At 30.9% G+C, this 25,558-nt stretch carries 25 protein-coding genes, 1 tRNA gene and 1 pseudogene; 17 read left to right on the top strand and 10 right to left on the bottom strand.

Annotation, left to right across the window (positions count from 1 at the left end; all coding sequences use genetic code 11):
- Window positions 1-2: 2 nt before the first annotated feature.
- Complete coding sequence (locus ACTTAY_RS01720; RefSeq protein ID WP_440672139.1) at window positions 3-509, top strand: TRAP transporter small permease; 507 nt, start codon at window positions 3-5, stop codon at window positions 507-509.
- Window positions 510-527: 18 nt separating this feature from the next.
- On the opposite strand, the gene ACTTAY_RS01725 is transcribed toward ACTTAY_RS01720, so the two are convergent.
- The 3 genes from ACTTAY_RS01725 to ACTTAY_RS01735 all read right to left on the bottom strand — a co-directional run bounded on the left by ACTTAY_RS01725 (window position 528) and on the right by ACTTAY_RS01735 (window position 4,278).
- A complete protein-coding gene (locus ACTTAY_RS01725; protein ID WP_440672140.1) occupies window positions 528-2,453 on the bottom strand; it encodes an ABC transporter permease subunit in 1,926 nt (641 codons plus the stop codon).
- Window positions 2,453-3,250 carry an ATP-binding cassette domain-containing protein gene (locus tag ACTTAY_RS01730; protein WP_179850418.1) on the bottom strand — a complete coding sequence of 266 codons (798 nt, stop codon included), beginning with the start codon at window positions 3,248-3,250 and terminating at the stop codon, window positions 2,453-2,455. Before ACTTAY_RS01730 ends, ACTTAY_RS01725 begins: the two co-directional genes overlap by 1 nt.
- 86 nt (window positions 3,251-3,336) lie before the next feature.
- Entirely contained in the window at window positions 3,337-4,278 is a 942-nt protein-coding gene (locus ACTTAY_RS01735; protein WP_440633514.1) for an ABC transporter substrate-binding protein, read from the bottom strand.
- A gap of 202 nt (window positions 4,279-4,480) precedes the next feature.
- Here ACTTAY_RS01735 and ACTTAY_RS01740 point away from each other — a divergent pair, with 202 nt between their 5' ends.
- From ACTTAY_RS01740 to ACTTAY_RS01755, 4 genes and pseudogenes are all read left to right on the top strand, one after another.
- The gene (locus ACTTAY_RS01740; protein ID WP_075505902.1) at window positions 4,481-5,827 is read left to right on the top strand and encodes an aspartate aminotransferase family protein; all 1,347 of its coding nucleotides are present in this window, start codon (window positions 4,481-4,483) and stop codon (window positions 5,825-5,827) included.
- 29 nt (window positions 5,828-5,856) lie between these two features.
- The gene (gene ald, locus ACTTAY_RS01745; RefSeq protein ID WP_440672141.1) at window positions 5,857-6,975 is read left to right on the top strand and encodes an alanine dehydrogenase; all 1,119 of its coding nucleotides are present in this window, start codon (window positions 5,857-5,859) and stop codon (window positions 6,973-6,975) included.
- 2 nt (window positions 6,976-6,977) lie between these two features.
- A pseudogene (locus ACTTAY_RS01750) lies at window positions 6,978-9,422 on the top strand (GcvT family protein).
- 64 nt (window positions 9,423-9,486) lie between these two features.
- Window positions 9,487-9,563, top strand: a tRNA-Met gene (locus ACTTAY_RS01755).
- Between the two features lies 1 nt (window position 9,564).
- Here ACTTAY_RS01755 and ACTTAY_RS01760 read toward each other — a convergent pair.
- Entirely contained in the window at window positions 9,565-10,092 is a 528-nt protein-coding gene (locus ACTTAY_RS01760; RefSeq protein ID WP_440672142.1) for an adenine phosphoribosyltransferase, read from the bottom strand.
- 33 nt (window positions 10,093-10,125) lie between these two features.
- On the opposite strand from ACTTAY_RS01760, the gene ACTTAY_RS01765 reads away from it, so the two are divergent.
- Genes ACTTAY_RS01765 through ACTTAY_RS01800 form a run of 8 tightly spaced genes read left to right on the top strand, consistent with a single transcriptional unit; the run spans window position 10,126 to window position 16,850 of the window.
- Window positions 10,126-10,998, top strand: a complete 873-nt coding sequence (locus tag ACTTAY_RS01765) for an S-methyl-5'-thioadenosine phosphorylase (protein ID WP_440672143.1) — start codon at window positions 10,126-10,128, stop codon at window positions 10,996-10,998.
- The gene (mtnA, locus tag ACTTAY_RS01770; protein WP_440672144.1) at window positions 10,995-12,065 is read left to right on the top strand and encodes an S-methyl-5-thioribose-1-phosphate isomerase; all 1,071 of its coding nucleotides are present in this window, start codon (window positions 10,995-10,997) and stop codon (window positions 12,063-12,065) included. The genes ACTTAY_RS01765 and mtnA overlap by 4 nt, the downstream gene beginning before the upstream one ends.
- Window positions 12,062-12,697: a class II aldolase/adducin family protein gene (locus tag ACTTAY_RS01775; RefSeq protein ID WP_440672145.1), complete on the top strand. Its 636-nt coding sequence runs from the start codon at window positions 12,062-12,064 to the stop codon at window positions 12,695-12,697. Before mtnA ends, ACTTAY_RS01775 begins: the two co-directional genes overlap by 4 nt.
- Window positions 12,697-13,737 carry an adenosylmethionine decarboxylase gene (gene speD, locus ACTTAY_RS01780; protein WP_440672146.1) on the top strand — a complete coding sequence of 347 codons (1,041 nt, stop codon included), beginning with the start codon at window positions 12,697-12,699 and terminating at the stop codon, window positions 13,735-13,737. The genes ACTTAY_RS01775 and speD overlap by 1 nt, the downstream gene beginning before the upstream one ends.
- 57 nt (window positions 13,738-13,794) lie before the next feature.
- Window positions 13,795-14,646: a transporter substrate-binding domain-containing protein gene (locus ACTTAY_RS01785; RefSeq protein WP_440634496.1), complete on the top strand. Its 852-nt coding sequence runs from the start codon at window positions 13,795-13,797 to the stop codon at window positions 14,644-14,646.
- Between the two features lie 44 nt (window positions 14,647-14,690).
- The gene (locus tag ACTTAY_RS01790) at window positions 14,691-15,383 is read left to right on the top strand and encodes an ABC transporter permease (RefSeq protein WP_440672147.1); all 693 of its coding nucleotides are present in this window, start codon (window positions 14,691-14,693) and stop codon (window positions 15,381-15,383) included.
- The gene (locus ACTTAY_RS01795; protein WP_440672148.1) at window positions 15,383-16,060 is read left to right on the top strand and encodes an ABC transporter permease; all 678 of its coding nucleotides are present in this window, start codon (window positions 15,383-15,385) and stop codon (window positions 16,058-16,060) included. Before ACTTAY_RS01790 ends, ACTTAY_RS01795 begins: the two co-directional genes overlap by 1 nt.
- Before the next feature lies 1 nt (window position 16,061).
- Complete coding sequence (locus ACTTAY_RS01800; RefSeq protein WP_440672149.1) at window positions 16,062-16,850, top strand: phytanoyl-CoA dioxygenase family protein; 789 nt, start codon at window positions 16,062-16,064, stop codon at window positions 16,848-16,850.
- Here the strand turns inward: ACTTAY_RS01800 and ACTTAY_RS01805 are convergent.
- Entirely contained in the window at window positions 16,840-17,229 is a 390-nt protein-coding gene (locus ACTTAY_RS01805) for a DUF6165 family protein (protein ID WP_440634500.1), read from the bottom strand. The genes ACTTAY_RS01800 and ACTTAY_RS01805 overlap by 11 nt on opposite strands.
- A 32-nt stretch (window positions 17,230-17,261) precedes the next feature.
- Here ACTTAY_RS01805 and ACTTAY_RS01810 point away from each other — a divergent pair, with 32 nt between their 5' ends.
- Complete coding sequence (locus ACTTAY_RS01810; protein ID WP_440672150.1) at window positions 17,262-18,203, top strand: glycosyltransferase family 9 protein; 942 nt, start codon at window positions 17,262-17,264, stop codon at window positions 18,201-18,203.
- On the opposite strand, the gene ACTTAY_RS01815 is transcribed toward ACTTAY_RS01810, so the two are convergent.
- Together ACTTAY_RS01815 and ACTTAY_RS01820 are read right to left on the bottom strand one after the other, a co-directional pair.
- On the bottom strand, window positions 18,193-19,245 hold the full coding sequence (locus ACTTAY_RS01815; protein WP_440672151.1) for an AbrB family transcriptional regulator: 1,053 nt from the start codon (window positions 19,243-19,245) through the stop codon (window positions 18,193-18,195). The genes ACTTAY_RS01810 and ACTTAY_RS01815 overlap by 11 nt on opposite strands.
- A complete protein-coding gene (locus tag ACTTAY_RS01820; RefSeq protein WP_440672152.1) occupies window positions 19,245-19,943 on the bottom strand; it encodes an IclR family transcriptional regulator in 699 nt (232 codons plus the stop codon). Before ACTTAY_RS01820 ends, ACTTAY_RS01815 begins: the two co-directional genes overlap by 1 nt.
- Window positions 19,944-20,058: 115 nt before the next feature.
- Here ACTTAY_RS01820 and ACTTAY_RS01825 point away from each other — a divergent pair, with 115 nt between their 5' ends.
- From ACTTAY_RS01825 to ACTTAY_RS01835, 3 genes are read left to right on the top strand one after another with little or no spacing between them, the layout of a single operon-like run.
- Entirely contained in the window at window positions 20,059-21,039 is a 981-nt protein-coding gene (locus ACTTAY_RS01825; protein ID WP_440672153.1) for a tripartite tricarboxylate transporter substrate binding protein, read from the top strand.
- 28 nt (window positions 21,040-21,067) lie between these two features.
- Entirely contained in the window at window positions 21,068-21,538 is a 471-nt protein-coding gene (locus tag ACTTAY_RS01830) for a tripartite tricarboxylate transporter TctB family protein (RefSeq protein WP_440672154.1), read from the top strand.
- Window positions 21,535-23,034 (top strand): tripartite tricarboxylate transporter permease, encoded by a 1,500-nt coding sequence (locus ACTTAY_RS01835; protein ID WP_440672155.1) that lies wholly within the window; start codon window positions 21,535-21,537, stop codon window positions 23,032-23,034. The genes ACTTAY_RS01830 and ACTTAY_RS01835 overlap by 4 nt, the downstream gene beginning before the upstream one ends.
- On the opposite strand, the gene ACTTAY_RS01840 is transcribed toward ACTTAY_RS01835, so the two are convergent.
- From ACTTAY_RS01840 to ACTTAY_RS01850, 3 genes are read right to left on the bottom strand one after another with little or no spacing between them, the layout of a single operon-like run.
- Window positions 23,031-23,921 carry a DMT family transporter gene (locus ACTTAY_RS01840; RefSeq protein ID WP_440672156.1) on the bottom strand — a complete coding sequence of 297 codons (891 nt, stop codon included), beginning with the start codon at window positions 23,919-23,921 and terminating at the stop codon, window positions 23,031-23,033. The two genes, ACTTAY_RS01835 and ACTTAY_RS01840, sit on opposite strands and share 4 nt — an antisense overlap.
- Window positions 23,918-25,000, bottom strand: coding sequence for a glycosyltransferase family 4 protein (locus ACTTAY_RS01845; protein ID WP_440672157.1), 1,083 nt, complete (start codon window positions 24,998-25,000; stop codon window positions 23,918-23,920). Before ACTTAY_RS01845 ends, ACTTAY_RS01840 begins: the two co-directional genes overlap by 4 nt.
- Window positions 25,000-25,554, bottom strand: a complete 555-nt coding sequence (locus ACTTAY_RS01850) for a thioredoxin family protein (protein WP_440672158.1) — start codon at window positions 25,552-25,554, stop codon at window positions 25,000-25,002. The genes ACTTAY_RS01845 and ACTTAY_RS01850 overlap by 1 nt, the downstream gene beginning before the upstream one ends.
- Between the last annotated feature and the right edge of the window lie 4 nt (window positions 25,555-25,558).

Genomic DNA, 25,558 nt, shown 5'->3' on the forward strand with positions numbered 1-25,558 from the left:
TGATGAAATTTTTGAATAGTATTGATCGTTTTGTTCATAGGGTGCTTGAAGCTATGTGCTCAATATTTTTAGCAGCAATGGTTGGTTTCACTCTTTATAATGTTACGATGAGATATGTTTTTAATAATCCGCCTGTTTGGGGAGATTTACTAACAGTATTAAGTAATATTTGGTTGATGTTTATAGCTCTTTCTTTGACAGCTAGAGACAATGAACATGTGGCTTTAAATTTAATATATGAAAAATTACCTGAGAGAGTTTCCTTATACATTCGTCAGTTCTGGAAAGTTATGATTATGATAATTGGTATCGTCTTAATGATATATGGAATTGAACTTGTAGAAGGTATGAGAGGAAAGTATTGGGAAATGTGGTATTTTGAAATTAGTATGCAGGGTATTGAGTTCAAACCTAATTATATGCCTAAAAAATATGCAGTTGCAATTTTGCCATTAGCTGGATTTTTAACTACTGTTGGTGCTGCAATAAGTTTTATTAAAAAAGTCTAACTTTAAAATTAAAGTTAATTAACCTTTACCTCTCCAAGGTATAGTTTTATCGATTATTTTTCTTAGAGTTACATCGAATAATAAACCAAGAAGACCCATAATAAATATCGTTATCCAAATAACTTCATACTGGAAGTATTTTTTAGCAACGTTTTCAACAAAACCAATACCAGTTGTTCCAGCTAAAAATTCTGCTGCAACCAATGTTCCCCAACACATTCCAACAGCAACTCTTATTCCGGTTAAAATTTCTGGGAGAGAATTTGGGAAAATTACATATCGTAATATTTGTTTTTTTGTAGCTCCTAATGAGTGAGCAGCATGAATTTTTGATAATTGAGTTCCTGATGCTCCAGCTCTTGCTGAAATAATCATAATAGATAAAGAGACCATAAATAATAAAAATATTTTTCCAGAGTTATCAATTCCAAGTACAGAAATAATTAACGGAGCCCAAGCAAGAGGGGGAACAGGTCTATAAAGTTCAATTAATGGATCAAAGAAACCTTTTGCAAATCTGTTTAGACCCATAAATAATCCTAATGGAACACCAATGATAATTCCAAATACTAATCCTAAAAATACCCTCATAAAAGAGTCCCAGATATGTCCGTATGGAACAGGAACTTTGAATAATTTAAAGTCACCAGTAACAACTTTTAAAACATTGCTTTTAAAGTTTTCTTTAACTATTCCATCTTTTGTATGAACCGGATAATCACCAGGCAAAATATCAGCTATCCAATCTGGTAAAACGAAGCCAATCATTTTACTTACATCAACCATTTCAATCCATAAAAGAGGAACATTTTTGTATCCAACACTTGGTTTAGACATCAATACAAACTTATTAAATGTATCAGATGGTTTAGGTAACCATCTACCAGAACCTTGCTCCGAACAAGTAGGTCCACTTGCTACAATTGTTCCAGCAGGAAATAAAAGTATATCGATTAATCTTAATCCAGCTTGTTCTTTATTTTGTAACTCATCAAATTCTATGATTGCTGCTTGCATTTCATTTAATGCATTAGGAGGGTAGATACTTGCAAATTCTATTCTTCTTGCAATTTTAACTATATTTTTTGCATAGTCAGATGCTAACTCTTCATTGTCATCTAAACCTTTTCTGTAAGCTTTAATGTCATCTTTAAGTTGTTTAATTGAGCTTTTGAAAGGTGGATTATGATTTTTTAATTTAAAAAATTTGTCATCAATTTTTTTTAATTCTGCTGCAGCCGCATGAAATTTTAAACCCTTATTAGTTTGAGGGGCGGTTGGTATTTCAATAGTATTTTCAATAGAACCACTTCCAGAGTCTATTGTGGTAATTCCCCATCCACCTTGTTCATCAATAAGTTTTTGCCTTTCAGTTTTTTGAGCATCTGTCTCAAAAGGATAATCTTTCTTTTGGAAGTTTGAGCTTAGAAGTTTTATTTCTTCTGTTATTTCTTGAAGTTTAATTTTGGTATCCATTTCCATTAACTCTTCACTTGTTAACAATGGAATTAATTTAGAAGTTCTATCAATGTAGCTTACAAGAATTGTTTTTTGTTGATCATTTAGATCTGGAGATCCATTTATTTCATTTGCAATTTTTGTAAGATTTTTATTTTCAATTTTAATAATGGATGTACTTTTGAACTCTCTTTCTTCAATAGGGAATTGATATTTTAAACCTAATAAGGACTCATTAATTTTAGCAACCTGACATAGTTCATTTGCTGATTTTGGATAAAAGCCTTTTGCAATATCCCATGAATAATAAAGCCATAGCATTAGGATTGCACTACTACCAACAATTACCCAGTGCGTTCCACCTTTAGCTCTTTCTGGATTTCCAAAAACAGCATCTACTTTTTCAGTTCTGATTAATCTTCTTCCATAAAGAATACATCCAATAACTGAAACGATAATTAGTATTGTTACAAATTGGGTTAACATTAATTATCTTTCCCCATTATCTCTTCTTCCATATTCCAGATCATGGATAAAATTTCTTCTCTAGTAGATGAAAATTCTTTATTTTTTTTAATTTCTCTTAAATCTTGAGTAAGACCCATTTCAGCAAATGGAAGATTGTACTCTTTATGTATTCTTCCTGGCCTTGGTGCCATTACATATAATCTTTCACCAAGCAAAAGAGCTTCTTCAACAGAGTGAGTAATTAAAATAATTGTTTTTCCAGTTTCTTTCCAAATTTTTAAAACTAAAGACTGCATCTTTTCTCTTGTTAATGCATCTAAGGCACCTAATGGCTCATCCATTAAAATTAAATCAGGATCATTGATCAAACATCTTGCAAGAGCAACTCTTTGCTGCATACCACCTGACAATTGATAAGTAGGAGTGTTACCAAATCCTTTTAACCCAACTATATCTAACCATTCTTCAACTTTTTTTGCTGTTACCTCTGGATCCTCACTTTTCATACGAAGACCAAAGTTTACGTTTTCAGCGACTGTTAACCATTCAAATAAAGCACCTTGTTGAAACACCATTCCTCGTTCAACACCAGGTCCATCTATTTCGTTGTTGTTTAAAGTAATTTTTCCTGAAGTAGGTCTTAAAAATCCTGCAGTAATATTTAATAAAGTTGTTTTTCCACAACCAGATGGGCCAAGAACAGTAAGTAACTCACCTTTTTTTAGAGTAAAACTAACATCTTTTAATGCATGAACTGTTTCTCCTTTTGGAGTTTTAAAAATCATATTTAAATTTTGAGAAACAAGATCACTCATAGCGCCCTTATATTAGAAATTTTTTAAAAAAAATAGGCACTAATTTTTAAATCAGTGCCTATTTAAAAAGTTTTAAACCTTTAAAATTATAAAGGTAAGAAACTTGTGTCTACGTTACCAGATGGAGTTCCCATTCCTTTTAAGAAACCATCTAAGTTTCCGCTCTCCATAGAAGCTTTAGTTTCTTCTGGAGTTAAGAATTTAAATCCACTTAAAGTTTCTTTCATATCAGCAACTTTCATTTCAGAAGCTTTTGCCATAGAATTCATATCAGATTTACCTGATCTGTATCTGTCGTTTGCTTCGTGAGTTACTTCGATGAAAGTTCTTAACATTCCTGGATTTTCTTTCATGAATTTATCTGTAACAGATGTGATATCTATACCTAAGATACCAGCAGCTCTTGCTTCATCTACAGTTAATAATCTTGAACCAACTGCAGTTGCTGCTTTAATAGAGTTACCACCAAATAAACATGCCATTACAACATCACCGCTTACTAATGCAGCAGCACCTTCTTCAGGGTCCATTTGAATGATATCCATTTTACCTCTGTCAGCACCAACAACTTTCATACTTTCATCAAAAACGTATTCAGCCATTGTTCCTAGTGGAACAGCAACTTTTTTACCTTCTAATTCAGTAGCGTTAGCTTTTGTAATTCCAGATGCATTTGATGTTACACAAGTAGTTCCACCCATTCCGTATTCCATTGCGATATCAACTAATTTGATTGGCGCATTAGATTTTACAGCGTTGATGAAAGGTACTAAACCTTGTGAGTAAGAAATATCAATATCTCCTGCTAACATTGCATCAGTCATAGCTCCACCGTTAGTGAAGTTTGTCCACTTAACTGGTACACCAAGAGCTTTTGCAAAATTTTTCTTCTGCATGTCCTCTAGATTTGGACTTGGCCATTCTAGAAAGTATGCAACTCTAACTTCAGTAGCGGCAGAATTTGCAACTGAAATTGAAAGGTTAAGAGCAAAAATAGATCCTAGAATAAAACTTAGTATTTTTTTCATTTATTCCCCTATGTTAATTTAATTAAATTATCCTTATTTAAATTCAATTTTGGGTGGTTGTAAAACAAAAAGATACGTTCAATTAAAAGTTGTATACATATGACGCATCATTTTGGGTGGTCAAAATATTTCTAGCAAACTAATTGATTTAGTCTAATAGTTGGAAATATTAATAACAGTTATTAAAGAGAGAAAAAAATTTATGAGCTCAGAGACAAGAACTTCAGTTCCAAATTCATTAAATGAACATTGGATGCCTTTTACATCGAATAAAGACTTTAAAGCAAACCCAAGATTAATTACTGAAGCAAAAGGAGTTTATTTAAAAACTCACCATGGAAAAACACAAATTGATGCGAGCTCAGGATTGTTTTGTAATCCGTTAGGACATGGAAGAAGAGAAATTACAGAAGCAGTTACCAAACAATTAGAGACATTAGACTACGCACAACCATTTCAACAAGGTTTTGGTGGCTCATTTGAATTAGCAACAAAGATTTCAAAACATACTCCAGGTGATTTAAACAAAATGTTTTTTACTATTTGTGGTTCAACTGCTGTTGAGACTGCAATTAAAATTGCAATTGCTTATCACAGAGCAAAAGGAAACGCTCATAGATTTAGATTTGTAGGACGTGAAAGAGGTTATCACGGGATGAATATTGGATGTGTTTCAGTTGGTGGAATGATCAATAATGTTAAAACATTTGCAAGTATCTTGATGCCAGGTGTTCAACACATGAGACATACACATTTACCGGAACATAAATTTGTTAGTGGTCAACCAGAAACAGGAGGAGATCTTGCAGATGATTTAGAGAGAATTGCAAGTAACTTTGGACCAGAAAATATTGCAGCTTGTATCGTAGAACCAATCGCTGGATCTACTGGAACTTTAGTTCCACCAAAAGGATATTTACAAAGATTAAGAGAAATTTGTGACAAGCATGGAATTCTTTTAATATTTGATGAAGTAATCACAGGTTGGGGAAGAACAGGTTCTTCTTTTGCAAGTCATGAATTTGGAGTTACTCCAGATCTAATGACTATGGCTAAAGCAACAACTAATGGTGTTGTTCCAATGGGTGTGGTTGCATGTAAAGATGAAATTTATGATGCGGTAATGGATGCCTCTCCAATGGGATCTGTTGAATTATTTCATGGTTACACTTATTCAGGAATTCCAGTTGCAGTAGCAGCAGGTTTAGCTGTTCAAGATATTTTTGAAAAAGAAGATATCTTTAATAGAGCAAAAAATTTAGCACCTTATTTCCAAAAAGGATTATTTTCTCTTCAAGACTTAGAGTCTGTTGAGAACATAAGAGGTTATGGAATGATGGGAGGTATTGATATGAAAATGAATACTAAACCAGGTAAAGCAGGTTATGAATGTTTTAAAGCTTGTTATGAAGCAGGAGTTAACTTCAAAGCAACTGGTGACTGTTTAATTATCGCTCCTCAATTTATATGTGAAGAAAAACATATAGATGAGATCATTGATAAACTTAGAACAGGTATTACGAACTATCAAAAAAACCAAAAGAACTAATTAGTTTTTTAAAGACATGGAGAGTGCTTATGAAGATAGGCGTACCTAAGGAGATAAAACCTCAAGAAAATAGAATAGGGCTAACACCAGATAGTGTTAAAACTTTAGTTTCTGAAGGTCACGAAGTTATTGTTGAAAACAATGGTGGTTTTGAAGCTGGATTTGAAAATGATCAATATACAAATGCAGGTGCAAAAATAGCTAGCACTGCAGCAGATATTTTTAATGATGCAGATATAATTGTTAAAGTTAAAGAGCCTCAAAAAGTTGAGGTTGATATGATTAGAGAAAATCAAATTGTATACACATATCTTCACTTAGCAGCAGCGAGAGAATTGACTGAAGGGTTAATTAAATCAAAAAGTGTTAATATAGCTTACGAAACAGTAACAGATGATAACGGAAGATTGCCATTATTAGCTCCAATGAGTGCAGTTGCTGGCAGAATGTCGGTGCAAGCAGGAGCACATTGTTTGGAGAAAAATCAAAACGGAAGAGGCCTTTTGTTAGGTGGTGCTCCAGGTGTAACTGGTGGAACTGTAGTTATTTTAGGTGGTGGTGTTGTAGGTGAAAACGCTGCAGTAATTGCAACAGGCATGCAAGCTAAAGTTCATATAGTTGATAAATCAGAAGCTAGATTAAAACAATTAGTAGAGATGTTTGGTGATAAAATTATTCCAGAGCAAAGTGATAAAATTGATCTTCCAAAATTAGTTTCTGAAGCAGACTTATTAGTTGGAGGAGTTTTAATTCCAGGTGCAGAAGCCCCAAAATTAGTTACTAAAGATATGATTAAAAGTATGAAAAGAGGTTCCGTTATAGTTGATGTTGCAATTGATCAAGGTGGATGTGTTGAAACAAGTAAACCAACTACTCACGGTGAACCAACTTATATCGTTGATGATGTTGTTCATTATTGTGTGGCTAATATGCCGGGTGGAGTTCCTAGAACTTCTACTTTAGCATTAAATAATGCAACGTTACCTTATCTGGTTAAACTTGCTAACAATGGTTATCAAAAAGCATTAAGTGAAGATAAAAACTTTTTAGCTGGATTAAATGTTCATAAAGGAATGGTTACTTATAAGGCAGTTGCAGATGTATTTGGTCACAACTTTGTAGATCCAGGAGAAGCTGTCAAACATTAGTAATGGAAAAAAAGTATCCTTCTAGCACAAAGGTAGTTGTTGTTGGAGGTGGGGTTATAGGTTGTTCTGTTGCTTATCACTTAACAAAATTCGGTTGGAAAGATGTTGTTCTTTTAGAAAGAGATCAATTAACATCTGGAACAACTTGGCATGCAGCAGGATTAGTTAGTCAGTTAGGACCTACAGCAGCCGTTACAAAAATCAGAAAATATACTTTAGATCTTTATAAAAAATTAGAAAAGAAAGTTGATCACTCAGCTGGTTTAAGAATTAATGGAGCCTTATCTATTGCTCAAACAGATGCTAGATGGCAAGAGCTTCAAAGACAGGCAACTACAGCTCAATTGTATGATGTTGATATTAAGATTTTAGACAAAGATCAAATTAAGAAAAATTATCCAATAATGTACACAGAAGATTTAAAAGGTGGAGTATTAATGCCAGGTGACGGTGCTGCTGATCCAAGTGGTGTTACACACATGTTGGCGAAAGGTGCAAGATTAGGAGGAGCAAAAATATTTGAGCAATCACCTGTTGAAACAATATTAACTAGAAATGGTAGAGTTAGTGGTGTTAGAGTTAATGGGCAAGATATTGAATGTGAATATGTAGTTCTTGCAACAGGTATGTGGTCGAGACAAATTGGAGAAAAAATAGGAGTTAGTATTCCTTTGTATCCTGCAGAACATTTTTATGTAATTACAGAACCAATTGAAAATCTTTCACCAACATTACCTGTTATAAGAGATTTTGACAGCAGCACATATATTAAAGAAGATGCTGGAAAACTTTTAATTGGAATATTTGAGGGTAAATCAATTCCAGCATTTAAAGATACTAATAAAGTTCCAGAAGATTTTTCATTTGGTGAATTTCCAGAAAATTTTGATCATTTTGAACCTTATTTAGAAAAATCTATGAAACGGTTTCCAGTTTTAGAACAAGCTGGAATTAGAAAGTTTTTTTCAGGACCAGAATCTTTTACACCTGATACCAATTCTTTATTAGGCGAAGTTCCTGAAGTTAAAAATTTATTTGTTAGTTGTGGTTTGAATAGCATTGGCATTGGTAGTGGAGGTGGAGTTGGAAAAGTAACTGCTGAATGGTTAATGACTGGCCATATTAACGAAGATATTTTTAATTATGATATTAAGAGATTTCAAAAGTTTCATTCAGAATTAGGTTTTATTAAAGATCGTATTACTGAGTCACTCGGGGATTTGTATGGAATGCATTGGCCTTACAAACAACATAAAACATCAAGAAATGTAAAAAAATTACCATACCACAATGAATTAAAAAGTTTTGGTGCATGCTTTGGAGTTTCAGCTGGATACGAAAGACCAATGTGGTTTGCTCTTGATGGAGAAAAAGCTGAGTATGAATACAGTTATAACTTTCAAAATTGGTACCCATCAGTTGAATACGAAACCAACAACACACTTACAAATGTTGGATTATATGATTTATCTCCATTTTCTAAATTCGAAATTAAATCTGAAAAAGCTCATGAAAATCTTCAGAGAATTTGTACATCAAATATAAAGCAAGAACCTGGAAAATGTACTTATACACATATGCTTAATAAAGATTGAGGAATTGAAACAGATCTTACAGTAGTTTGTATTGATCAAAATCATTTTAGAATAATTAGTTCTGCAGCAACAAGAGAAAGAGATAAATTTCATATTAAAAAGCATTTGTCGGATGATGTTGAGTTAACTGACGTTACTGATGATTATTGTGTGTTAGGAATATTTGGGCCAAAGAGTAGACTGTTAATGCAAGATTTAAGTTCAGATGATTTTAGCAATGAAAATTTCAAGTTTGCGAATTCAAAATATATAGAAATTGATGGAACTAAAATATGGTCTCAAAGATTATCTTACGTTGGAGAGTTAGGTTATGAGCTTTATGTTAAAAATTCTGAGTCTAAAAATATATATGAGAAATTAATAGAAAAAGGTAAAAAATACAATTTATCTAATTGTGGAATGCATGCGTTAGATACTATGAGAATGGAAAGTGGTTTTTTACATTGGGGCCATGATATTTCACCGGAAGAAAACCAATACCAGGCAGGTCTTAACTTTACTATTAGCTACAAGAAAGACTTTAATTTTATTGGTAGAGAAGCTTTGGAAAAAATAAAAGATAAAAAAATTGATAAGAAATTTGCTATGTTTGTTCTTAAAAATAATGAACCTGGAAAACCTCTTCTACTTCATGATGAACCAATTTATAAAGATAATGTAATAGTTGGAAGAACTACATCAGGTAATTATTCTTTTAACTTTAAAAAAAATTTAGCATTTGGTTATATAAATAACGATTATTCAGATAATGAACTTTTAAATGGCAATATTTCAATAGAAATTGAAAAAGTTAAATATCCAGCAGAAATTATCTTTAAACCATTAAAACAAACTAATTTTAAAAATAATTAGTTTTGGTTTAGATTAAAAGTTTATTGAAAAATTATTGATTTATAATAAAAGTATGTTTTTTTATGGCGGGGTAGCTCAGTTGGTTAGAGCGCGGGACTCATAAGCCCGAGGTCAGTGGTTCGATCCCACTTCCCGCTACCAATTAATGACCTGGAAAATCAATTAAATTTTCAACTTTGTAATTACTCTTAACTAAATTATCAGAACCACCTAAATCAAATAAATTAATAACAAAAACAAATGCAGCTACTTTTGCATCACATATTTCAACCAATTTAGCAGCAGCTTCTGCGGTACCACCTGTTGCAATTAAGTCATCAATTATTAAAACAGATTCATCTTTTAAAATAGAGTCTTTGTGAACCTCAATAGTTGCAGTACCATACTCTAATTCAAAATCTACAGAATGTACTTCAGCTGGTAATTTATTTTTTTTTCTCAACATTATAAAAGGTTTTTTAAGTATATAAGAAACTGCAGAAGCAAACACAAAACCTCTTGATTCTATTGCAGCAATTTTATCAATTTTGTATTTTTTTGATCTCTCAATAATTTGATTAATCGTTTCAGCAAAAGCTTCCTCGTTTTTAATTAGAGTAGTTATATCCCTAAATAGAATACCTTTTTTAGGATAATCAGGAATTGATCTAATATGATCTTTTAAATTCATAATACTCAATTATAAATAAATATATTTTAAATTATGACAACAAATAAATTAGCAATAATTGGTGGAAGTGGTCTTTATGATGTTGAAGAATTTACTGACAGAGAATTATTACAAATTGATACACCTTGGGGCAAACCATCTGATCAAATATTAAAAACCAATTACAATAATAAAGAAGTTTATTTTTTGCCAAGACATGGGAGAGGGCATTTTGTTTCTCCTTCTAATATAAATTTTAGAGCAAATATCGATGCGTTAAAACAGTTAGGTGTTACTGATATTGTTTCAGTTTCAGCCGTAGGATCTTTGAAAGAAGATTTGCCACCTGGAAAATTTGTTATTGTTGATCAGTTTATTGATAGAACTTTTGCAAGAGTAAAAACTTTTTTTGATGATGAAATCGTTGCCCATGTATCGATGGCACATCCTACATCCAATGGACTAATGAATGCTTGTGAAGATGCAATTAAAAAATCCAATATAGAATATCAAAGAAATGGAACCTATGTTGTTATGGAGGGTCCTCAATTTTCAACATTAGCAGAATCTAATTTATATAGATCTTGGAAAGCAGATGTAATTGGTATGACCAATATGCCTGAAGCAAAACTCGCAAGAGAGGCAGAAATTAGGTATGCATCAGTTTCAATGGTTACAGATTTTGATTGTTGGCACCCAGATCATGAAAACGTTGATGTTCAACAAGTAATAAAAGTTTTGTTAGGAAATGCTGAAAAAGCAAAAGTGATGATTAAAAATTTAATTGAGAATTTTGAAGATCATATAGATCCAAATGATCCAACTAATAATTGCTTAGATGTAGCAATTATTACTGCTCCAGAAAAACGAACCCAAAAAACAATTGATAAGTTAAAAACCGTTGCTGGTAGAGTTTTGAATAAATGATAATTCAAGGAAAAGAGTATCGAACAATATGGTATGAAGATAATATAGTAAAAATTATTGATCAAACAAAACTTCCTCATCAATTTATAATAAAAGATCTTAAATCAGTAAAAGATGCAATAAATGCAATCAAAGTTATGGAAGTTAGAGGTGCTCCTTTAATTGGGGCAACAGCTGCTTACGGAATAGTTTTGGCTATTCATGAGAACAACTCTCAAGAATTTATAAACAAATGTTCAGAAGAGTTAATTCAATCAAGACCTACTGCTATAAATTTAAAATGGGCAGTTGATCGTATGATGAAAAAATTATCTGGCATCAATAGTGATCAAATTTTAGATATAGCTTTAAAAGAAGCTAAAGAAATTTGTGATGAGGATGAGAGGTTTTGTGAGGATATAGGCATTAATGGATTAAAAATAATAGAGGAAATCTACAATAACAAAAAAAATACAGTAAATATTTTAACTCATTGTAATGCAGGTTGGTTAGCAACAATTAATTGGGGTACAGCAACTTCACCGATTTATCATGCTCACAAAAAAGGAATTCCGGTTCATGTATGGGTAGATGAAACAAGACCAAGGAACCAAGGTGCAAATTTAACTTCATATGAGTTAAATGAGGAAGAAATTCCAAATACAATTATAGCTGATAATACTGGTGGTATTTTAATGCAAAGAGGCGAAGTTGACATGTGTATTGTTGGAACAGATAGAACTTTATCAAATGGGGACGTGTGTAATAAAATTGGAACTTATCTAAAAGCTTTAGCTGCACATGATAATAAAGTTCCTTTTTATGTTGCACTCCCAAGTTCAACTATTGATTGGAATATTAAAGATGCAAAAGACATTCCAATTGAGGAAAGAAACTCTGAGGAATTATCTCATGTAGAGGGTATTGATGAAAACAATGAAGTTAAAAAAGTTTTGATTTACCCAAAGAAAAGTAAAGCAATGAATTTAGCTTTTGATGTAACTCCTGCAAAATATGTAAGTGGATTAATTACTGAGAGAGGAGTATGTGAAGCTTCCACCAATGGACTAAAAAACTTATTCAAATGAAAAATTTAAGTTCTGAAATTATTCGATATTCAAAAATGTTGAATACAAAAAAATTATCAGCTTTAAGATCTGGGAATATTTCAGTAAGGTATAAAAATGGTTTTTTAATTACGCCGTCTGGAAAAAAATACTCAACTTTAAAAAATAAAGATATAGTTTTCGTTTCATTAGATGGTGAGTTTGACAAGAAAAAAGGTATTCCATCTTCAGAATGGAAATTTCATCAAGATATTTATAAAAATAAAAAAGAAGCTAAAGCGATTGTTCATGCTCATTCAACAAATGCAACTGCAGTATCTACTCATAATAAAGGAATCCCTTCTTTTCATTATATGGTTGCAATGGCTGGTGGCCATGACATTAAATGTGCAAAATATGCAACCTTTGGAACAAGAGAATTATCTAAAAATATTTTGAGAGCTCTAAAAGGTAGAAAAGCCTGTTTAATTGCAAATCACGGTCAGATTGCATTTGAAGATAATTTACCAAAAGCTTTTGAGTTAGCTGAAGAGGTTGAAAATATATCGCTTCAGTATATAACGAGCCTGAAATTGGGTAAGCCTCGAATTCTTTCTATAGCAGAAATGAATAAAGTTTTATCCAAAGCTAAAAATTATAAAAAGGATAGCTAATGACCAAAGTTGGAGAACATATAACTCTAGACATCATTGGAACTACAAAAGAATACGATCCTTCTGTTTATGAAAAAGTAATTCATGAAATTGCTAAAGCTGCAAAAGTAACAATATTAAATATTTCTAAATATAAATTTGAACCTCAAGGTTTTACAATATTGGCTCTTTTAGCAGAAAGCCATATTAGTTTTCATACATTTCCTGAAAAAGGAATTATTAGTTTTGATTTTTTTACTTGTGGGAAAGTAAGTCCGTCAATTGCAATAGATATAATTAAAAAAGAATTTGAATATACAAGAATTGTTAAAAAAGAATTCAATAGAGATACAAAATCACTTTATCATGACATTTATAGCTCTCCGGGTTTACAAAAATCTTATGTTGTAAATGATGTTTTAGAAGATTTTAAATCTAAAGTAGGTCAACATATTGAAATTTTGGATCTTGAGCAGTTTGGAAAATCATTATTTATAGATGGTGAAATTCAAGTTGCTGCAACCGATGAACATTTATATAGTTCTACATTTGTTGGTTCAGGTTTAAATTTAAATAAAGATAATGAAAGAGCAGCTATCATTGGAGGTGGAGATGGTGGAGTTGCAAGAGAATGTATTTCTAAAAATTTTAATTTTATTGATTGGTATGAGTTAGATCCAGAAGTTGTAGATGTTTGCAATAAACATCTTGGTGATATTGGAAAAAAAGCTACCGAAAAAAATTCAGTTAAATGTGTCTGGGGAGATGCATTTGAAAGTATTAAATCAGTAGCTGATGATACTTACGATCATATTTTTGTTGATCTTAATGATGACCAGTTTTGCATAGATCTTGCAGCAAAAAATATGGACTCTTTGGTGAGAATATTAAAACCAAAAGGTGTAATTACAGCTCAAGTTGGTAGTCAGGATAAAAAACCTAAGCAAGTTGATAGTTGGTTAAATGTCTTTAATCAAAATTTTGGTAATGCTAAATTATCTAGAGTTTATATACCAAGTTTTGATTGTGCTTGGAACTTTTCATCTTCAATAAATCATTAATTTTTCTTTTTTCTTTCTAAAAATTGTGAAATAATTATTCCAATTAAAGGAGAAAATATGAATATATTCAAAAAAACTATTTTAACAGTTCTAGCTTCTTTTTTAATCATCGGAAATGTTTCTGCTGAGAAAATTAAAATTGGAACTGAAGGTGCTTATCCTCCATGGAATTCAAAAGATGCTTCTGGCAATTTAATTGGGTTTGAGGTTGAGCTGGCTCAAGAGCTTTGTAAAATTATGAAGTATGAGTGTACAATCGTTGAGCAAGATTGGGATGGAATGATACCTGCATTAGTAATGAGAAAATTTGATGCAATCATGGCTGGTATGTCTATTACTGATGAAAGAAAGAAAACAATTACTTTCTCACAAGGTTATGCTGATGAGGTTGCATCTCTTGCTGTAATGAAAGGTTCAAGCTTAGAAGGTATGGATACACCAGAAGGTATCAATTTATCTTTAGGCGGTTCTAGTGTTAAAAAAGCACTTAAAACTTTAACAGATGCTCTTGCTGGAAAAACTGTATGTACACAGACAGGTACAATTCACCAAAACTTTTTAGAGTCTGGTGATGTTGGAAGTGTAAATGTTAGAACTTATAAAACTCAAGACGAGGTTAATTTAGATTTAACTTCTGGAAGATGTGATGTTGCATTAGCTGCAGCTGTAGCATTTACAGATTATGCGGATAAATCTGGTAAGCCAGTTGTTTTAGTTGGACCAACTTTTTCAGGTGGAGCATTTGGAAATGGAGTTGGTGTTGGAATCAGACAAGCTAGTGATAGCGCTATTGGAAAAAGAGATGCTAAAATCTTAAAAGATTTCAATAAAGCAATTAACAAAGCCAGAAAAAAAGGAATTATTAGCGAACTTGCTATTAAACACTTTGGTTTTGACGCTTCTATGTAATTAATTTTGGATTTGGCGGCTATAATATATAGTCGCCAATCTATATGGAACTTCTTACATTTGGAAAAACAGGTTGGGGTGACGAGTTATTTTACGCAACCTTAATGACTGTTGCTGTATCTGTTACAGCAATGTTAGTTGGTTTTCTTTTTGCTTTAATTTTTACTCCTCTTAAACTTTCAAAATACAAAACACTAAACTTTGTAGGTAATTTTTACACGACAGTTATAAGAGGTGTTCCTGAATTATTAGTAATATATTTATTATTTTTTGGGGGGAGTGGTGCAATAATGTATGTTGCATCAATATTTGGTTATTACGAATACATAGAGATTAATGCATTTATTACTGGTGCGGTTGCTATAGGGATAATTTCAGGCGCTTACTCCACAGAAGTTTTTAGAGGAGCCATTCAGTCTATTGATAAAGGGCAGTTCGAAGCTGCTAAAGTTTTAGGAATAAGCAAGTTTGGTCAATTTTATAAAATAATTCTTCCTCAAATGTTAAGACTGGCTATTCCAAATTTAAGCAATGTTTGGCAAATTACTTTAAAGGACACTTCTTTAATATCAGTAACAGGATTAGTCGAAATCATGAGACAATCTTATATTGCCGCAGGATCTACAAGAGATCCATTATTTTTTTACTCTTTTGCAGCAGTTTTATATTTAATGCTCACTTATATCAGTATGAAGTTAATTAATAAATTAGAAGTCAAATATAGTAGGGGTTATTAATGGATTTTGATTTAATGATCACTAGTTTTCCAAAACTTTTAGGAGCAACTGTAATCACATTAAAACTTTTGTCAGCGTCTTTATTTTTTGGATTATTTCTTGGATTATTTTTTGCAATTTTACGATTAAACAAAAATATATTTATTAATAAATTTGCTTATGGATATTCTTATGTTTTCAGAGGCACTCCTTTGTTAGTTCAAATTTTTATTATTTATTTTGGTCTTGGACAAATTGAATATTTAAGATCAACATTTTTGTGGGTTGTTTTGAAAGAACCTTATTGGTGTGCAATTATTGCTTTTACATTAAATACAGGCGCATACACGTCTGAGATATTAAGATCTGCATTTCAAACTATAAAACCTGGAATTATTGAAGCAGGAAAAAGTCTAGGTATTTCAAATAAAATTATATTTTATAAAATTCAATTACCTATTGCGATCAGACAATCACTTCCTGCATATGGAAATGAAATCATTTTAATGATGAAAGGTACTTCTTTAGCAAGCACCGTAACACTAATGGATTTGACTGGTGTTGCAAAATACATCATATCAACAACATTTAAGCCTATTGAAGTATTTATTGTAGCTGGTGGAATATATTTGTTTATGACTTTCGTTATTCACAATGTGATTAAGTATTTAGAAAAAAAATATAGCTTCCAACAATAAAATGTATCTTTCTCAACAACAGATTGATGATTATCAAAATCTTGGTGCAATAATTGTTAAAGATGTATTTAAAGATTGGATTGAACCATTAAGAAGCGGTTTTCAAAAAGTTTTAGAAAATCCAAGCCAACATGGAAGAGAAAACGTTAGAGAAAATGAAGGAAGGTTTTTTGAGGACTATTGCAATTGGGAAAGAATAAAAGAATTCAAAGATTGTATGTTCAATTCTCCTGGTGCTCGAATAGTTGCAGAAGCTACAAATTCAAAATCTATACAAATTTTTCATGATCATCTTTTTATTAAAGATCCAGGAACAAATAAAGAAACACCTTGGCATCAAGATATGCCGTATTATTGTGTTGATGGAAATGATACAGGCAGTTTTTGGATACCATTAGATGAAGTAAATAAAGAAAATAACCTTAAATTAATTTTAAGATCACATAAATGGCAAAAACTTTTAAGACCTACTAAATGGTCTAATGATCAACCTTGGTATGAAGATGATAGCTCATTTATGAATCTTCCAAAAAAAGAGGAATTTGAAGAAGATGTATTAGTTCCCGAACTAAAATTAGGTGATGCAGTTTTGTTTAATTTTAAAACTGTTCATGGTTCCACAGGAAATCAAAGTTCTCAATCCCGAAGAGCATTCTCAATGAGATTTATAGGTGATGATGTTACTTTTGCTGAAAGAGGTGGTCCAACATCACCACCGTTCGATGGAATTAATTTGAAATCAGGAGATCAGATGAGAGAGGATTGGTTTCCAAAAGTTTTTAGTAACTAGTATACTCTTTAATTTCTTTAATTGCAGAGCCAGTATGGTTATTCATTTCCAGTTTTATTTTTGCACGATCATCATTTAAAAAATGAACATCTCTAGAAAGTTTTATGAATTTTTCTCCAAAATCTTTATTTTTTTCACAATCTCTTTTGTCATCTTCAATAACCCAAAGTTTGGCATTTATATCTTTTAAGTCTTGAAATAATTTTTCAAGTTTCTCATCAGACTTAACATTTTTTTCTAACTGATTTTTAAGAATAGAGTGCTCATTGTTTATAAAACTTAATTTTTCTGGGTCTTTAATTTTATCTTGTTTGATTTCTAATATTGAAATCTTGTCTAAAAGTTCACCAACAGAAACCTCGACTATAATTTTATTCATAAAACTTTATACTATGTTAAGTTGTTAGAAATATGTCTAATATTTTAATTATTAAACATGGATCTTTAGGCGATATAGCTCAAGCATGTGGGGCAATTCAAGATATTTCTGAAAATCATAAAGGAGATCAAATTCATTTATTAACAACCAAACCTTATTTTGAACTATTTAAAAAAAACCCACATATTTCAAATGTTATTCTAGATAAGAGATTATCAAAGATTAACTTAATTTATTTATATTTACTAATGAAAGAGATTAAAAAACATAATTTCTCAAAAGTTTATGATCTTCAAAATTCTAGTAGAACATCATTTTACAAAAATATATTATTTCCTAAAGCTGACAAAACTATTTGGAGTTCAACAGAAACAACACTTCCAGAAGGAACAACTAAAAAAGATTTTGATAAAGATTCTGTTCTTTCAAGATTTGATCATCAGTTAAGGTCTTCAGGAATTAATACCAATCATACAACGAAACCTGACTTTTCGTGGAGCACAGTTGATATTTCAGAAATAAAAAACAATTACGAACTAGATAAATACATAATACTTTTTCCTTTTTGCTCACCTCATTTAACTATAAAGAAATGGCCTTACTACAACGATCTAATCTCTTTAATTAATGAAAATTTCGAAAATAAATTTAAAGTAGTTATTGCACCTGGGCCAGATGAAATTAAAGATGCAAAAAATATAAATGCATTGTGTGTTTTGGATAATGGTAAAGCTCTAAATATTTCACAATTATCTGCATTGATTAAAGATAGTTCGTTTGTGGTCGCTAATGATACTGGACCCGCTCACATAACTGCACACATAGGATCAAAAGGAATTGCTCTATTTGGTTCTCATACAACTCCTTTTAAAGTAAGTATTGAAAGAGATAACTTTAAAGCAATACAAGCCCCCGAATTATCAAAACTCTCAGCAGAAAAAGTTTTTGAAAGACTTTCTGAAATTATTTCTTAATTTTTTCTAAAAATCTTAAAAATATTGGAACTGTGAATAGGATAAAAAGTAATCTTATAATATGATGAAAAGCAACAAAGTCTGGGTCTAAATCAAAAGCAATTGCAATAACTGCTACTTCATAAATTCCTCCAGGACTAAAAGATAATATTAAAGTTAAAATATTCGTATCAACAAAGAATGTCGCAACATATGCTGCAACCAAACCTAATACTACCAAAATAGTGGTAGCTACAATACTATGAAGAGAATTATTGGCTATCTCTTTAACAGTTTTTTCAGCAAACCTACATCCGACAGAAGAGCCAAGAATTAACAGACAAAAATTTACCGTTTCATCTGGCAATTTATATGATGCTATATCTGTAATTTGTAATAAACCACTCGCAAATAATGTTCCAGATAGTAAAGCAGCAGGAATTCTAATTTTATCAAAAACAAAAATAAAAAATAAAGATGCAACAATAAGTAAAATTAAATTTAAATGATTTTGAGCTAAATAATTGAAGTTATCATTTAACAAAACATTGTTGTCAGTATTATTAACTATAATAAATGGAATGACAGTTATTATGATGATTAATCTAATTAAGTGAGAGGTTGCAACTTGAGATAAATCCGTTTTTTCATTTTCAGCTAAAATCATTAAAGGACCCAGTGCACCAGGAGCTGCCGAAAAGATGGAAGCTTTTTCTCCATAACTAGCAAATTTTTGGAGGTATTTAGCAACAACTAAAATACAAATTATTATGTAGATTAGCATAATTAGCGAAGTCCAAATCCAATCAAACATTTGATTAAATAGATTTTGATCGATGTAATTTCCAATATGCAAACCTAAAATTATCAAGATAAAACTTAATACAATTTTAGGCATAATGATTTTTAGTCCTGATAATGCAGCAATTGAGGTGATTATCATTGGCCCCAAAAACCAGGCTAGAGGTATATTTAAATATTCTGCAAATATTGCACTAGGAAAAGCAATAATTAAAACAGAAATAAATTTAACTGTGAAAATTTGATTTATCTGTTTTAGCATTATCTAGTTTGAATTAAATTCTTTTCAATTTTAACTTTAGAAGATCTAAGAACATTTAGAAAGCTAATACAGTTTTTTTTATTAAAATTAGAAATATGACCTGCAACAGTTAATGCACCAAGAATTTGATTTTTTTTTCTAAAGATTGGAACTGATATAGAAGCCATTTCTGAATCTCTTTCTCCAAAAGTCATAGCATATCCATTTTTTAAAACTTCATCTTTATCTTTAATTTCTAAATTATTATAAGCCGATAAAACATGACCACTTGAACCTTTGTTAATAGGTTTTTTACCTCCAATAATTTCTCGGTGAGTTATTGATTTATTAGGTGAACTTGATTGGATACATACTCTTACATTATTTTGTTTAACAAAAAAACTTGCTGTCTCTTTTGTTTTGGATGATATGAAATCTAATTCAGCTTTAATAGAATTTTTTAAATTAAAACTACTTTCATAAATTTCAAATAATCTTGGGATTGTATGACCAATTTTAAATTCACCGCTTTTTATTTTTCTAATGTATCCAAAATTCTCAAGTGATTTAGATATTCTTGAAATTCTACTTTTATGATCTCCTGTAATATTAGCTATTTTTGTTATCGTTAAAGCTTCATTTTTTTCGGTAAAACAATTTAGGATTTCTAAAGCCTTATTTACTGCATCTACACCAATAGTTTTTTTGCCAGTTTTCATAATTCTATTTAATAGAATAAATTGTTCTATTCAATAGAACAATATTATTTATTTATTTAGACAAAGGCTATTAAAATAAATTAAATTTTATTTAACTAAATAGAGAGGGAAAATAATGAAAAACATAAAAAAACTATTTTCAGTATTATTCTCAGCAATCCTATTATTCTCAGCAACGACTACTAGCTCAGTAGCGCATGAAAAATTGCACTTTGTGATCGGTGGTGGTGCTGGTGGTGGTTGGGATGGAACTGCTAGAGGTACTGGAGAAGCTTTAACAAAAGCTGGTTTGTTAAAAAGTGCATCATTTGAAAATATGTCAGGTGGTGGTGGTGGTAAAGCACTTGCTTACATGATTAATACTAAACCTGCTAACACAATTTTAGTTCAATCTACACCATTAGTACTAAGATCAATTACTAGACACGAAGGTTATGTAAAAGGTACTGGAACTTTATCTTATAAAGATGTTGTGCCGATTGCAGGTGTAATTGGTGACTACGGTGCTATCGCAGTTGCAAAAAACTCACCTTTTAAAAACTTTCAAGATGTAGTTGATGCATATAAAAAAGATCCTAGCTCAGTTAAAATGGCTGGTGGATCAGTAAGAGGAAGTATGGACCATTTAATTGGTGCATTAGCATTCCAAGCTGCAGGTGCAGATCCGAATGCTGTTCAATACATTCCTTATGATGCTGGTGGAAAAGCTTTAGCTGGACTTTTATCTGGAGAAACTCAAATCATTTCAACTGGTTTAGGTGAATTGATGGGTGCAAGAGATCAAGTAACAATTATTGGTATTACTGCTCCTTCAAGAGTTTCTGATGCACCAGATGCACCAACTCTTAAAGAACAAGGTTATGATGTACAATTCGTTAACTGGAGAGGTTTCTTTGGCCCTCCAGGTATGAGTGATGCTGAAAGATCAGCTCTTGCTAAAAAGCTTGGCGATGTACAAAAAACTCCAGAGTGGGAAGCAGTAAGAGCAAGAAATGCTTGGGTTAATATTTATAACCCCGAAGGTAAGTTTGTTGAATTTTTAGAAAAACAAACTGAAGAGATGACAGCTCTTATGAAAAAACTAGGAGTTATCTAACCTTTGGTTAGAAATTAAAATTAGAGCAGTGAATATAAATACTACAAAAATTATATCACTGCTCTTTTTTATTTTTTCAGCATTTTATTTATATTTAGCTTATCAAATTCAAGTTTTCACATTCGATGAAAATGCTCCATTTAATGCCAGAACATTCCCAATTTATTTGGGTTATGCAGGATTATTTTTCTCTGGATTAAAACTTATTTTACCAGACCCGAATACAATCAAAGTAGAACATAAAAGTTTAGAGTATAAAAAAACTGGTATACTTATACTGATTGCAATTATTTATGGAGCTACAATTTTAAAAGTTGGTTATTTTTTAAGCACATCTTTATTTTTATTTGCTTCATATTATTTTTTAGGAGAACGAAGATGGATTTTAATATTTTTATTATCCTTTCCATTTGTTGCCGCCTTTATGTATTTGCTTCATGGTATTCTTGATATTTATTTGAGAGATCCATTTTTACAATTAATTGGAGTTATGGGATGATTGAAGGAATACTAATTGGATTAACAACAGCTCTTACACTCCAAAACATACTAATGGTAATGGTTGGTTGTTTTTTTGGAACAATCATTGGAATGCTTCCTGGTCTTGGTCCAATGACTGCAATTGCTTTAATGATACCTATTACTTATGGTTTTGAACCTGCAACTGGATTAATTTTAATGGCTGGAGTTTATTATGGTGCAGTATTTGGCGGATCTACGTCTTCAATACTATTAAATGCTCCTGGTGTTCCAGGAACAGTTGCAACTTCATTTGATGGTTATCCAATGGCACAGCAAGGTAAGGCTGGAAAAGCTTTAGCAATTGCTGCTTGGAGCTCATTTGCAGGTGGAACACTATCTGCAATTTATTTGTTATTTATGGCACCAAGCTTATCTAAAGTAAGCTTATCTTTTAGATCTCCTGATTATTTTGCTTTAATGATTTTAGGTTTAACGGCAATTGCAGCTTTTTCATCTAAGGGACAATTTTTAAAAGCAATGATGATGGTTGTTCTAGGTTTAATGTTAGCTTCAGTTGGTCAAGATAGTTTGTCTGATATTACAAGATATACATTTAATAATATGAACTTAACTGACGGGATTAGCTTCGTATTAGTTGTAATGGCAACTTTTGCGATGAGTGAGGCTTTATCGATTATTTTAAAGAGAAATGATCCAACTAGTGCTGCTAAACAAGTTTCGTTAACTGAATTAGGCTCAATTAAAATTAATAAAGAAGAACGAACCAAAATGTATAAAACAATTCCAAGATCATCAGTAATTGGTTTCTTAATTGGTGTTTTACCTGGAGCTGGAGCAACAATTGCTTCCTTTTTAGCTTATGGAATGGAACGAAATGTAGTTAGTGATGAAGAGAAAGAAAAATTTGGTAAGGGAAGTGTAAATGGTTTGTCAGCACCAGAAACTGCAAATAATGCCGCTTGCTCAGGTTCTTTTGTGCCAATGCTTACTTTAGGAATTCCTGGTAGTGGAACTACAGCTGTTATGTTAGGAGCTCTTTTAGGTTTTGGTGTTCAGCCTGGTCCTAGGCTTTATATGACTAATCCAGAGATTTTTTGGTCAATAATTATGTCGATGTATATTGGGATGGTAATACTTCTTATATTAAACCTACCACTTATTCCTTATATAGCCAGAATTCTTGCTGTACCTAAAAATTATTTAATTCCTTTAATTTTATTTTTCTCTGTCACTGGGATTTACGTAATGTCATTTAATAATTTTGATATTTATTTAATGATTGGGATAGCAGTAGTTGCAACTTTTTTAAGATTATATGATTTTCCCATGCCACCCTTGATATTAGCTTTTGTACTTGGTGGATTGATGGAAGAAAATTTGAGACGATCTTTATTATTAAGTAATGGTTCGTGGGAATTTTTGTGGGACAGAACATTAACTGCATGTATCCTTGCTACTACAATTTTAATTGTAGTTTGGCATATCTACAAAACCTTTAAGAAGAAAAATTAAGATTTAATATCTATTCGTTTTCTAATAATTTCTTTATCAAGCTTCATTTCACGATAAGACATAATGAAAACTCCTAAAAATATAATACTAGCACCAATCCAAGTGAACAGATCAGGTGTTTCACTAAAAACATAATAACCAATTAGAGAAGCAAACACTAAACTTAGAAAAGAATAGGGTTGTGTCATGCTTACATCAACTAATTTATAAGCGTGATTAATACAAAGATGCAACAATGTGCCAGATAGACCTGCAAAAAATAAATAAATCAAAGTTTGTAAACTAGGTGTTTGCCAATAAAACAATGCAATTATGAAACTAAAAATAGTCATATAACAGTATCCATAAGATAAAATTGTAATTGAACTATCGTCTTTTGTTATAGTTTTTGTAATTATAATCACTATTGACCACATAAAAGAAGATGCCAGTGCCATATAAACTCCAATAGAGATATCAATAATACCTGGTCTTAAAATTACCAGCATACCAATAAATCCTAAAACTAGTGCAAAACTTCTGTAGATGTAAATTTTTTCTCCAAGAAATAAAACAGCTAATATTGTTACTATAAAAGGCACAACAAAAGATATTGCTGTAGCTTTTTCAATTGGCATCATTGTTAAAGCTGAGAAATATAAAAGCATTGAAGGCAAGTTTAAAACTGCTCTAAGAAAATGTTTTTTATGATGATTTGATTTAAAAACTGCAAATTTAGTTTTTAACATATAAGGAAAAATAATCAGGAAACCAAATAAAAATCTAAAAAAACCTGCTACATAAACATTAACTTCCTCTTGTGCTAATTTTAAAAAGGTTAACATTAATGTTCCACAAAAAACTGAGATTATAATTAAAAAAATTGCTAATTTATTATTTGAAATCAATTTAGTATCTTTTTGTATTCTTCAATTATTTTTGACCATTGAAATTTATTCACAAATTCTTTTGCATTTTTTCCATGTTCTAAATATTTTTTATTTTCTAACATTGAGTTAATTGAAGAATAAATATCATCAAGATTATTTCCATCACATATTAAACCAGTTTTTTCATGATCTATTGCATCTGCCGCACCTCCATCTTTACCGCCTATAGATGGTACACTGTATTGTGCTGCTTCAACATATGCAATTCCAAACCCTTCAACAGATTTTTTATGAATTATAGAAGGCATTACAAATAAATTTGATTTAGCGATTAGTGCATTTTTTAAATCATCACTGATGTCTTTAAAAAACATTACTTGTTCTTCTAAATTTAGTTCTTTTACTAATTTTTTGATATTCTCTTCTTCATCACCGTATCCAATACAAATGTAGACAATATCTGGGTAAATTTGTTTTAGATTTCTAAGAGCCATAACTACTTTTTCATGATTTTTTCTTTTATCAAATCTTGAAACAGTAATTAATCTTGGCGTTTTAACTTTGAGTAAGCTTTCAACTTTTTCCAATGATTTTTTGTTTAATTCTTGAGCTGGATCAACACCAGGATTAATTACAATAATTTTATTTTCATTAACCCCACATTCAATAGCAAGGTTTTTGGTATATTGTGAGTTAGCAATAACTTTTTCTACATTATTAAGAACATTCAAAACTCTTTTATTTTGACTTGATCCTTTAGGATGATTGATCTCTTTGCTATGAATAAGACAATATTTTTTTTTGGAAGTTTTAATTAATTCTAAACTTTTCCAATGATCTCCTATTATTCCTTCAACTTTATTATCTTTAATAAACTCATTAATTAATTGAGCTTTTCTATATTTTCTAAGAAGTTTTATTCCACCAACTCTTTCAATTGAAAACGAAGCTTGTTCATCAAAATCTTTATGATTATCAATATAATCGGCGAAAACTTTTATCATAAAGTTTTTAGATAACTCTCTTGATAAACCCCACATCAAGCTTTGCATTCCACCTAGTTCAGGAGGAAAAGATCTAGTAACAATTAAATACATTAATTAGTTTTCCACTTTATGCTACAGCCAGCACTAGGAATTTGGTCTTTAGGACCTTCACCTGTTTCAGCAATTTGTTTCATAGCTTTTAACAAGTCACTTTCACCTTCTTTAACAGGTATAAGATTTCTTAACTCTCTTAATCTTCCACGATATTGAAGTTCTAAATTTTTGTTATATCCAAAAAAATCTGGTGTGCAGACAGCATCATATGCTTTTGCAATATTTTGCGTTTCGTCGTTTAAGTAAGGAAAATTAAAATTATTATCTTTTGAAAATTTAATCATATTTTCAAAAGAGTCTTCAGGATAATTTTCTGCATCATTTGCGCAGATTGCAACTGAATTTATTCCAATTTTTTTTAATTCATTACAATCTTCAACTATTTCTTTTGTAACTGCTTTTACATATGGACAATGATTGCAAATAAACATTATCAAAGTTCCATTTTCTCCTTTGATATCCTCTAACGAAAGAATTTTATTATCTGTTGATTTTAATTCAAATGGAATAGCTTTTTGACCAAAATCACATATTGGAGTTTGTATTGGCATACTG

It is taken from the genome of Candidatus Pelagibacter sp. HIMB1715, from assembly GCF_052047595.1.
Taxonomy (GTDB): Bacteria; Pseudomonadota; Alphaproteobacteria; order Pelagibacterales; family Pelagibacteraceae; genus Pelagibacter.